Origin of the sequence: Synechococcus sp. H70.1 (assembly GCF_047502705.1) — a bacterium.
In the GTDB taxonomy this organism is placed as follows: domain Bacteria; phylum Cyanobacteriota; class Cyanobacteriia; order Thermostichales; family Thermostichaceae; genus Thermostichus.
In genome coordinates this window covers 1-9,786 of sequence record NZ_JANSIV010000029.1, presented here as the reverse complement: position 1 = coordinate 9,786, position 9,786 = coordinate 1, and the positions used below count along the sequence as shown (strand labels likewise).

Sequence of the window (9,786 nt, the reverse complement as noted above, 5' to 3'; positions counted from 1 at the left end):
GTGCAAAAGCGGGGGGATCTGTTTGTCCACTTTGGCCGGGTGGAGCGGGGGATCCTGCGGGTGGGGGATCCCGTGCAGGCCCAGATTGACCTGGCCTGTCGGCGGCGCGCCCAGGCTCACCACAGTGCCACTCACCTCCTGCAGGCAGCCCTCAAGAAAGTGGTCGATCCCTCCATCAGCCAGGCGGGATCCCTGGTGGCCTTTGACCGGCTACGTTTCGACTTTACCCTCTCGCGTCCCCTTACCCCCGAGGAGCTGGAGCAAGTTGAGAACTTGGTTAACACCTGGATTGCCGAGGCCCATCCGGCTCAGGTAGCCATCCTGCCCCTAGCAGAGGCCAAAGCCAGAGGGGCAATAGCCATGTTTGGGGAAAAATACGGCGCTCAGGTACGGGTGGTTGATTTTCCGGGGGTGTCGATGGAGCTCTGTGGCGGCACCCACGTCAGCAACACGGCTGAGATTGGCCTGTTTAAGATCATCTCCGAAACCGCCGTAGCCGCCGGGATCCGCCGCATCGAGGCTGTAGCGGGGCCAGCGGTGCTGGAGTACCTCAACGAGCGCGACAAGGTGGTGCGGGAGCTAAGCGCCCAGTTCAAGGCCAAGCCGCAGGAGATCCCAGAGCGGGTGGCGGCTCTGCAGGCGGAGCTGAGGGCTACCCAGAAGGCGCTTGAGGAGGCCCGCAGCCAGCTGGCCCTGCTCCAGGCAGAGCAGCTCTTGCCCCAGGCAGTATCGGTTGGGAACCTCAGGATCTTGGTGGCGGAATTGGGAGCCACTCCCCCTGAGGCCCTCAAAGTTGCCGCCGAGCACCTGCTCCACAAGGTAGGAGAAGGGGCAGTGGTGCTGGGATCGGTGCCAGAGGCGGGCAAGGTGAGCTTCGTAGCTGCTTTTAGCCCGGCGGTTCAGAAACTTGGCCTCAAGGCGGGCTCCTTTATTGGCGAGATTGCCAAACTCGCTGGCGGCGGTGGGGGTGGGCGGCCCAACCTGGCCCAGGCCGGTGGCAAGCAGCCCGAGAAACTGGCGCAAGCCTTGCAGGTGGCCCAGGAGCGGCTGCGGGCAGAGCTGGAAAAGGGAGCGCAGAAACCTGCAAGCTCGAGCAGTTAGAAGAGGAGCAGCCCCTCTGCCCCATAATGGAAGCCGGGAATTTTCCGCACTCACCATGACGCCCAATAGTTGGTCCAGTGCCATCGACCTTAGCCAAAAGCGCATTTTGCTCACCGGAGGGAGTGGCTTTTTGGGCAAACATGTGCTGCAGCAGTTGCAAGTGCTGGGGGTGAAGCCGGAGCAGGTGCGGATCCCGCGCTCCCGCACCCACGACCTGCGCCGCTGGGAAGTCTGCCAAGAGGTGGTGCAGGGGCAAGATGTCGTCATCCATTTGGCGGCCCATGTGGGCGGCATCGGCCTCAACCAGGCCAAGCCGGCGGAGCTCTTCTACGACAACCTGATCATGGGATCCCAGCTCATCCACGCCGCTTATCTAGCCGGGGTGGAGAAGTTTGTCTGTGTGGGCACCATTTGCGCTTATCCCAAGTTCACCCCCGTCCCCTTCAAGGAAGAGGATCTCTGGAATGGCTACCCGGAGGAGACCAACGCCCCCTACGGCATTGCCAAGAAAGCCCTGCTGGTGCAGCTGCAGGCCTACCGGCAGCAGTATGGCTTCAACGGCATCTACCTCCTGCCGGTGAACCTCTACGGCCCCATGGACAACTTCGATCTCGAAACTTCCCACGTGATCCCGGCCTTGATCCGCAAGGTGCATGAAGCCCAACAGCGGGGCCAGAACTACGTGGAGGTGTGGGGAGATGGCAGCCCCACCCGCGAGTTTTTCTACGTCGAAGATGCGGCCCGGGGTATTCTCCTGGCCACTCAGCTCTACAACAGCCCTGAGCCCCTGAATTTGGGCACGGGCGAGGAGATCTCCATTCGGGATCTCATTGCCCTCATCTGCGAGCTGATGGAGTTTCGCGGCGAGATCCGCTGGCAAACGGACAAGCCCAACGGCCAACCCCGCCGCTGCCTAGATGTCTCCAAGGCCCGCGAGAGGATAGGCTTTGTGGCCAAGGTGGGGCTGCGGGAAGGGCTGCAGCGCACCATCGACTGGTACCGCCGCCACGCCTCCAACGGGGCAAACTAGGCAAGGGGCTGGCTCTCCAGCCTTCCATCCTCCATGTGCAGCACCCGGTCGGCAATATCAAGGATGCGGTTGTCGTGGGTCACCATCAGGATGGTGCAACCCTGCTCCCGCGCCAACTTCTCCATCAGGGTCACCACCTCGCGGCCCGACTTGCTATCCAGGGATGCCGTTGGCTCATCCGCCAGCACCAGCTTGGGGTGGCTGACCAGGGCCCGCGCAATGGCCACCCGCTGCTTTTGCCCTCCCGAAAGCTGCTCTGGGTAGTAGTGGACGTGATCCCCGAGGCCCACTGCCGCCAGCATCGCTTCTGCCCGCTGTTGGGCTTGCTGGCAAGAAAGGCCATTGTGCAGCTCCAGGGCCATGCGCACATTTTGGGCTGCCGTCAGGGAGCGCAGCAGGTTGTGGGCCTGAAAAATATACCCGATTTTACGGCGGACCTGGACAAGCGTGTTGGGCTTGGCTCCCCGCAGCTCCTGCCCCAATACCTGCAAGCTGCCCTCCTGGACCGAGCGCAAGGCTCCCAGGAGGGTGAGCAGCGTGGTCTTGCCGGAGCCAGAGGGGCCAGTCAACAACACAATCTCCCCCGGCTGCAGAACAAAGTTGATGTCAAAAAGCACTTGCCGGCGCAGGGATCCCTCTCCGAAATAGTGGTTTAGCCCTTCGACTTTGACCACTGGCTCAGCAGTATTTTGAGTAGGAGTGGGAGCAGCTTGATGAAGAAGAGAAGTTAGCATAGGAAGCTCAAAATCCCAGAACTTTGCATTGACAAATCACTAACTAGGCCATCCTCTAGATTGTTGCTGCAGCAGTAGCCAGAACTGCTAGAAAATATCAGCAGGATCAGCAGCCCGCAGCCGTCGTACCGCAATTGCTCCTGAGATAAAGCACATACTCACTGTTAAGCCTAGGACCAACATTGCTCGGTTGAAGGTCATGGCAATAGGCAAGAGAGTGGCATTGGCTGTCAAATCGTAGAGCAAAACTGCTAGGGCAAAAGCGGGAATGTAGCCCAAGACAGCCAGCAAAAGAGCCTCCTGAAGTACTACCCCCAACAGATAGGTGTCGGTGTAGCCCATGGCCTTGAGGGTGGCATACTCTGCTAGGTGGTCGGAGACATCGGTATAGAGAATCTGATAGACAATAACAATGCCGACGATAAAGCCCATGGCCACCCCCAGACCAAAAATAAAGCCAATAGCCGTGCCTTCCTCCCAATAGCTCCGCTCCATGTCAATAAACTCTGCCCGCGAGAGTACCCGCACATCCTCCGGCAGCAAAGCTCGCATCTGCTCTAGCAGTGGCTCGGGATCTACCCCTGGCTGGAGTTGCACCACGCCAATGTCTATCAGGCCACGCTCGCGCTGGGGAAAAATGCGCAGGAAATTGAGGTCACTGGTAAGGATGGTGCCGTCGGCGCCAAAGGTGGCTCCCATCTCAAACAGGCCCCCCACCTGGACACGGCGGTTCCCCACCTCGGTAACCACCTCCTGTCCCTCCTCAAACCATTGGGCAATCGGACCAAACTCGCTGCGGGAGCGGCGATCAAAGAGCACTACGTCCATCTTTTTAGTCTCCTCCAGCTCCTCGGGGGTCAGCCCTGGCAAATCCAACAGGTCGGCAGAGGGATCCACTCCCACTACAAAAATGCTGCGGGTGCGACGGGTCTCGGGGTTTTTCCAGAGGGCAAAGCCCAAATACACTGGCGAGATGGCTCGCACTCCCTCAAAGCCCAACGCCTGATAGAGCCGCCGCTGGGAAAAGGGGTTCATGGCAATGAGGGCGTTGGACTGGGGACTGACTAGGAAGATCTCCCCCTTGAGAGCAACATGGAAGCGGATGGCACTCTCCAGCAGGCTGTCCTGGAAACCCAACTGCATGAACATAAGGATGCAGGCAAAGGTAATGCCTGCAATGGCCACCAGCAGGCGGATCTTCTCCCGCATCAACTGCAGCCAGGCTAGGGGGATGCGGTGCCCAAGAATACCAAACAGGCTGGACATCGCTCCCTCTACCCCTCGACCTCGATGGCCACATCCACCTGCAGGTTGGTCAGGCCAGCTACGCGGGCACTGCTTTCTGGATCCAGGCGGATGTACACTTCCACCACCCGAGCATCCACATCGGCAGCAGGGTCAGTGTTAAGCACATCTTTCTTGCCAATTTGCAAGCCCACCCGCTCCACCCGGCCCTGCAGGGTTTCTGGCAGCGCGCGGTTGCTGATGGTGGCCCGTTGTCCGGGCCGCACCCGCAGGATGTCGGTTTCGTAGACCTCCGCCACCACCATCATCTGGTCGGTGTTGCCCAGCTCGAGGATCCCTTTGTCAGCAGTGATGATCTCCCCTGGCCGAGCGTGGATTTTCAGCACCTGGCCGGCGCGGGGAGCACGGATGAGGGTGCGCTCTAGGCGGGCTTCCGCCAGCTCCAGGTTGCGGACTAAAGACTGCAGCTGCACTTGTGCCTGCGCCCGCCTCAACCCCGCTTCAGCAGCCTGCACCTGGGCTTGGGCGTTGCGCAGATCCTGCTCGCGGGCTATGCGCAGTTGGTTGAGAGTGGCCTCGGCAGCCTGCAAGTCCTCCTGGCGCTGCCGCACCAGAAGAGCCTTTTGATCGAGTTCCTGTTGAGAGATAGCCCCCTCCTGCCAGAGAGCCTGAAAGCGAGCCAGGTTAGCCTCTGCATCGGCTAGCTCCGCCCGCAGGCGCTTCACCACTGCCTCCTGGGATCGGATCTGCAACTGTTGCGGTTCGTCTAGGCGTTTGAGGCGAGTGCGTGCTTCTTCAATTTGAGCCTGGCCAAAGCGGGTCTCAGCCTCTAGACGAGCGCGGGCTTCTTGCAGTTGAGCAGCAGCATACTCCCGTTCTGCTAAGCGCTCCCTGTAGCTTTCCAAACGAGCCAATACTTGCCCGGCCACCACCCGCTCCCCTTCGGCTACCCACAGCTCCCCCAGTCGTTCGCCGGGAGGGCCAGCAACGCGGATGACTTCTCCTTCTGGTTCTAGGCGGCCCAGAGCTCCAACATAGCTGGCTGACGACGTTGGCTTGGCCCCTGCCGGAGTTGCTGCTGGCGGCGTTGCTTCTTGAGGAGCTGCTTGTTTGCTTAACCCGAAGCTAGCTAGCGCTACCCAGCCGGCCAGCCCAGCTCCTAGCAGTAACCACAGCACTCGGGGGCTCATTTTGCCGTCAACTTCAAGGCCACGGCTACCCTGTTTTTAAGAAATATAAAGCTTAGTAGACAGATGTGTCAAGTTCGAGATCACACCTTTAAGCAGCTCATTTGCCTCAGGCTTTGCTGCAGAAGGCAAAGAACTGCTGATATGATCTGGCTTGCCTAAGCCTCTAACAGGCAGCAGCTTTTGTTCTGGGTGTGTGCGAGGAGTGAGGGAAAGGTGCAATGGTAGAGACAGTCGGGGGAGAAGATCCCGTCATCTCGGCGCGTGCTCCGTCTTCATCTCTGCTTGGGCAAGGTTTGGATCCCTCGAACTCCTCCCTTTCGGCTTATCACTTCGTGGGGATTGGGGGGGTTGGGATGTCCGCTTTGGCCTACATTTTGGCTAAGCAAGGGTTTCGCGTTTCCGGATCAGATATCGTTACTAATGATCGCACTCGCCGCCTAGAAGCTTTGGGGGTGCGCGTTATTCAAGGTCACACAGCGGAGGGGCTGGTTGGGGATCCCCAGGTGGTTTACTCCAGTGCCATTCGCCCCAGCAACCCGGAATTGGCAGCGGCTCTAGACAAGGGACTAAAGGTTTGGCATCGAACCGATTTACTGGCTGCCCTGTTTAACCATCGCCCCAGCATTGGTGTAGCAGGCACCCATGGCAAAACCACCACCAGCAGCATGATTGGCTATGTGCTGCTGGCAGCAGGCTGGGATCCCACCTTAATCATTGGCGGAGAGATGGACGCCTGGGATGGCAACGCCCGTCTGGGCCAGGGGGAATACCTAGTAGCCGAGGTGGATGAGTCGGACGGATCGCTGGTGCGGCTTTACCCCAAGATTGGCGTGATCACTAACATTGAGCTAGATCACCCGGATCACTATGCCAATCTGGAGCAGGTAATCCGGGCCTTTCAGCAGTACGGGCAGCAGAGCCAAACCCTGGTGGCTTGCCTAGATTGCCCCAACGTGGCTGCTCATCTAGCGGTGAATGTGGGCTACAGCATTGCTGGCCATCCCCAAGCTCAGTACCAGGCCCGGGAGATTGTCTACGCCGCGGATTTTACCTCTGCTGAGATCTGGGAGAGGGGATCCCTCCTTGGCCAGCTCCAGCTGCAGGTGCTGGGATCCCACAACCTCAGCAACGCTTTGGCCGCCGTTGCCGTTGGGCGACAGTTGGGCTTGGAGTTCCCCGTGATTGCCTCTGCTCTGGCCCAGTTTCGGGGGGTGCAGCGCCGCTTTGAAGCCAAGGGCGAGGTAGGCGGGGTCACTTTTATCGATGACTATGCCCACCATCCCAGTGAGGTTCGCGCTACGCTGCAGGCAGCACGGCTGCAGCAGCGGCGGGTGGTGGCCGTGTTTCAGCCCCATCGCCACAGCCGCTTGGCTGCCCTATTCCAAGATTTTGCCTGCTGCTTTGAGAAGGCAGATGTGGTGGTGATCGTGCCCACCTATGGGGCAGGAGAACCGGCGCCGGAGCGTTCTGACAGCTTGCGGTTGGCCGTGGCGGTGGCGGAGCACCATCCGCAGGTGCACTATGTGTCTTCTTTGCCGGAATTGCCGCAGGTGTTGGCCTCTGTTTTGCAGCCTGGAGATCTCGCTGTCTTTTTGGGTGCAGGTGATCTCAATCAGCAGATAGCCGCTACGATGCGGGCATATGCAGCCCAGGTAGGGGAACAGCTCCGGCCTGCTCCGGAGGGGGACTAGCCCGGGCAAGCCAAAAATCCCAGCTTTTAGCTAAAGAGATGGCTGCTTGCAAGGTATCGATATCATGACGACAGCTCCGGTGGTGCCCTCCTGTGGGTCTGACGCCGCGGACCTTCCTGGCGACAAGGAGCTTCTCCTCACGGAGCAAGCAGCGCTGCTGTCTGGACGGATTCGCCCAGGGATCCCCTTGGCTCCTCTAACCACCTTCCGCGTGGGCGGCAAGGCGGAGTGGTATTGTGAGCCCGGCAGCAACCGGGAACTGCAGCAGTGCTTGGCCTGGGCGCGGACGCAAGGGATCCCTGTCACCCTGTTGGGGGCAGGTAGCAACCTGCTCATCAGCGATGCGGGGTTGAGGGGGCTAGTTATCCACACCCGGCGTTTGCGCGGGCTGCAACTGTTGGAGGGGGGAAGGATCTGGGCCGCTGCCGGAGAACCTTTGGTCAACCTGGCGCGGGTAGCTGCCAAGCAGGGCTGGAGCGGCTTGGAATGGGCAATTGGGATCCCAGGCACGCTGGGGGGAGCGGTGGTGATGAATGCCGGCGCCCACGGGCGCGCCATGGCGGATGTGCTGGTGGAGGTGCAGATTTTGGATGAAGACCAGAAGCCCTGCCGCTTGGAACCTGCTGCCTTGCAATTTGGCTACCGCCGCTCTCGCCTGCAAGACTTGCCCTGGACGGTTATAGGGGCAACCTTGCAGTTGATCCCAGGCCGGGATCCAGCCCAGGTGCAGTGGGAAACCCAGCGCAACCTCAACCAGCGTCTCAGCTCTCAGCCCTACCATCTACCCAGTTGTGGCAGCGTCTTTCGCAACCCCGAAACCTACCCTGCCGGCTGGTTAATTGAGCAGGCCGGTCTAAAGGGCTACCGGATTGGCGGGGCCCAGATTTCCGAGCGCCATGCCAACTTCATCCTCAATTGCGGCCAGGCCAGCGCCAGCGACATCTATCGCCTGATTCGCCTGGCGCAGGAAAAGGTTTATCAGCAGTGGTCAATACTTCTGGAGCCAGAAGTACGGATTCTAGGCTCCTTTGAGGAAACTGGTTAGAGGGCCAGTACCCCGCAATGGTTGCTTCGAAGGAGCCCCTGGGGGTTGCCACCCACTCCAGAGCTAGCCAAGCCATAGGCAAGCGGCGAGCCAAAGAGAGAGTACTCCCCTTCCCCGTCCGCAACAGTTCCATCGCTTTATGAAAACCCAGAGACAGTGTCTAGCTTTGCACCTAGGAACGTGGCAGGGCCTCTTTTCCAACTACCGACCCACGGCTCATGGTTGGGAGCGGGTGGGCCAAAAGCGCAGCCTCATCACCTTTGAAGCTTTGGATTTGGGCGGGATCCGCCAAACCAATGCCTACTACCCCCTAGAGGGATCCCCTACCCCAGAAAGCCACCAGAGCTGGGTTTATCAGGATTTCTCGCCCGGCTTGCGCTTTTTCCCCGATGGCTCCTTTTCCAACGGGCGGCTGCAATTGGCACCATTTGGCGATTTTGCCGTCGAGCAGGGCTTCCTCTGGGGGGATTGCAAGGCGCGGCTGGTGCAACAATGGGACGCCCAGGGCCGCTTGGTGGGGGTGACTGTCATCTTGGAGCAGCGCGGCCAAGCGCTGGATCTTGCTGCCAACTTTCCCTCACTTACCAAGGCGCAACTAAGCCTGGCCCTGCAAGGGCGATGGCGGGGGATCGCCCAGAGCTTTTCTGCCTCTGACAGCCTGCTCAGCGAAACTGAGGTGTGCTTTTCAGAACCAGACTGGATCAGCCCCTGGGATCCCTTGCCGGGAGGGCTATGGATTGGCGGGCCGGATCCCTTGCCCATCCCTACCCTGCATCGGGATCGCCGCTTTTCTGTCAGCCTTGGCTGGTTTCCGGAAGGGCCGGAAGGCCGCCACCTGCTGCACTTGGTGCGCGACTACGATGAGCGTGGCGCCTGGCAACGGGTTACGCTGATCCGGCTGGAGCGGGATCCTGGGTGAGAAAAGCGCAGACCTGGGCAAACACCGTCTCCCGCTCACAGTCCAACGTGAGAATGTGGTCGGAGTGCTCCAGCCAATGCAGGCTCTTCTGGGCGGATCCCAGTTCTTGATAAAGCCACGCTGCTTGTTCAGGATCCACCACCGTATCTTGGCGCGGCTGCAGGATGAGGGTGGGAACCTGGACACTGGCCACCTCCCCCTTGACCCGCTCGATGAGCTCAAGGGCGCTGCGCACTGCCGTCAGATTGAAGCTGCGAAAATAGGCCACTTTTTCTGCCAAAGCGCGGACATCGCCATCCCGAATCGCTAGGCGAAAGCGAGGGACATCTTCCAAGAGCCAGCCCAGGCTGTGGAGGTACTGCTCCGGGCGAAAGAGATAGTACCAGTGGTGGCGAATGGCAAAAAACGGTGCCAGCAGCACCAATTTGTGGACAGGATGGGCAAAGGCCAGGTGCAGCGCCAACAGGCAGCCGGTGGAAAACCCCACCAGCGAAACACGCGGGTACTCCTGCCGCAGGGCTAGGTAATGCTCCAAAACCCGCCCGTACCAGTCGGTCCAGCGGGAAGGGGGCATGCGGGGTGCTGGACGCTCGTGGCCAGGGTAGTTAAACCCCTGCACCGTCAAGCCGGCTGCCAGCAGCCGCTCCGCCAGCCACTGCAACTCGTAGACGCCACCCCCCAACCCATGGAGCAGCAGGCAGGCGTGCTCCCTTGATCCCCGCCACAGGAAAGGCTCGTTGCTCAGCATCAAAACCTCGCCTCAAGACTTGACCCAGGGGGGACGGGATCCTTTTTAGCTTAATCGGTGGGAAGCCCCGCACTGTATACTCA

The 9,786-nt window shown here is 60.2% G+C and carries 9 protein-coding genes; 5 read left to right on the top strand and 4 right to left on the bottom strand.

Translation table 11 applies throughout. From position 1 onward, the window contains the following. A partial coding sequence (locus NW827_RS02150) for a DHHA1 domain-containing protein (RefSeq protein ID WP_414503284.1) occupies positions 1 to 1,101 on the top strand: 1,101 nt, incomplete at its 5' end. A 55-nt stretch (positions 1,102 to 1,156) separates the two neighbouring features. After that, on the top strand, positions 1,157 to 2,131 hold the full coding sequence (locus NW827_RS02145) for a GDP-L-fucose synthase family protein (protein WP_414360548.1): 975 nt from the start codon (positions 1,157 to 1,159) through the stop codon (positions 2,129 to 2,131). Here the strand turns inward: NW827_RS02145 and NW827_RS02140 are convergent. The 3 genes from NW827_RS02140 to NW827_RS02130 form a co-directional block, all read right to left on the bottom strand. Continuing rightward, positions 2,128 to 2,865, bottom strand: coding sequence for a DevA family ABC transporter ATP-binding protein (locus NW827_RS02140; protein ID WP_414360545.1), 738 nt, complete (start codon positions 2,863 to 2,865; stop codon positions 2,128 to 2,130). The two genes, NW827_RS02145 and NW827_RS02140, sit on opposite strands and share 4 nt — an antisense overlap. Positions 2,866 to 2,952: 87 nt before the next feature. After that, positions 2,953 to 4,131: an ABC transporter permease DevC gene (gene devC / locus NW827_RS02135; protein ID WP_414360542.1), complete on the bottom strand. Its 1,179-nt coding sequence runs from the start codon at positions 4,129 to 4,131 to the stop codon at positions 2,953 to 2,955. An 8-nt stretch (positions 4,132 to 4,139) separates the two neighbouring features. Further along, positions 4,140 to 5,288: an ABC exporter membrane fusion protein gene (locus NW827_RS02130; protein WP_414403984.1), complete on the bottom strand. Its 1,149-nt coding sequence runs from the start codon at positions 5,286 to 5,288 to the stop codon at positions 4,140 to 4,142. Between the two features lie 305 nt (positions 5,289 to 5,593). Between NW827_RS02130 and murC the strand changes: the two genes are divergently transcribed. The 3 genes from murC (at position 5,594) to NW827_RS02115 (ending at position 8,955) form a co-directional block, all read left to right on the top strand. After that, complete coding sequence (gene murC, locus NW827_RS02125; protein WP_414503285.1) at positions 5,594 to 6,991, top strand: UDP-N-acetylmuramate--L-alanine ligase; 1,398 nt, start codon at positions 5,594 to 5,596, stop codon at positions 6,989 to 6,991. A 64-nt stretch (positions 6,992 to 7,055) separates the two neighbouring features. Beyond that, positions 7,056 to 8,036 carry a UDP-N-acetylmuramate dehydrogenase gene (gene murB / locus NW827_RS02120; RefSeq protein ID WP_414403983.1) on the top strand — a complete coding sequence of 327 codons (981 nt, stop codon included), beginning with the start codon at positions 7,056 to 7,058 and terminating at the stop codon, positions 8,034 to 8,036. A 139-nt stretch (positions 8,037 to 8,175) separates the two neighbouring features. Beyond that, complete coding sequence (locus NW827_RS02115; protein WP_414503283.1) at positions 8,176 to 8,955, top strand: DUF3598 family protein; 780 nt, start codon at positions 8,176 to 8,178, stop codon at positions 8,953 to 8,955. Here NW827_RS02115 and NW827_RS02110 read toward each other — a convergent pair. Continuing rightward, on the bottom strand, positions 8,921 to 9,703 hold the full coding sequence (locus tag NW827_RS02110; RefSeq protein ID WP_414403981.1) for an alpha/beta hydrolase: 783 nt from the start codon (positions 9,701 to 9,703) through the stop codon (positions 8,921 to 8,923). The genes NW827_RS02115 and NW827_RS02110 overlap by 35 nt on opposite strands. Between the last annotated feature and the right edge of the window lie 83 nt (positions 9,704 to 9,786).

Bases quoted from the DNA above. Each gene is read 5' to 3' on its own strand.
- NW827_RS02110 (WP_414403981.1), bottom strand. From the start codon at position 9,703: ATGCTGAGCAACGAGCCTTTCCTGTGGCGGGGATCAAGGGAGCACGCC.
- devC (WP_414360542.1), bottom strand. From the start codon at position 4,131: ATGTCCAGCCTGTTTGGTATTCTTGGGCACCGCATCCCCCTAGCCTGG.
- NW827_RS02115 (WP_414503283.1), top strand. From the start codon at position 8,176: ATGAAAACCCAGAGACAGTGTCTAGCTTTGCACCTAGGAACGTGGCAG.
- NW827_RS02145 (WP_414360548.1), top strand. From the start codon at position 1,157: ATGACGCCCAATAGTTGGTCCAGTGCCATCGACCTTAGCCAAAAGCGC.
- NW827_RS02140 (WP_414360545.1), bottom strand. From the start codon at position 2,865: ATGCTAACTTCTCTTCTTCATCAAGCTGCTCCCACTCCTACTCAAAAT.
- murB (WP_414403983.1), top strand. From the start codon at position 7,056: ATGACGACAGCTCCGGTGGTGCCCTCCTGTGGGTCTGACGCCGCGGAC.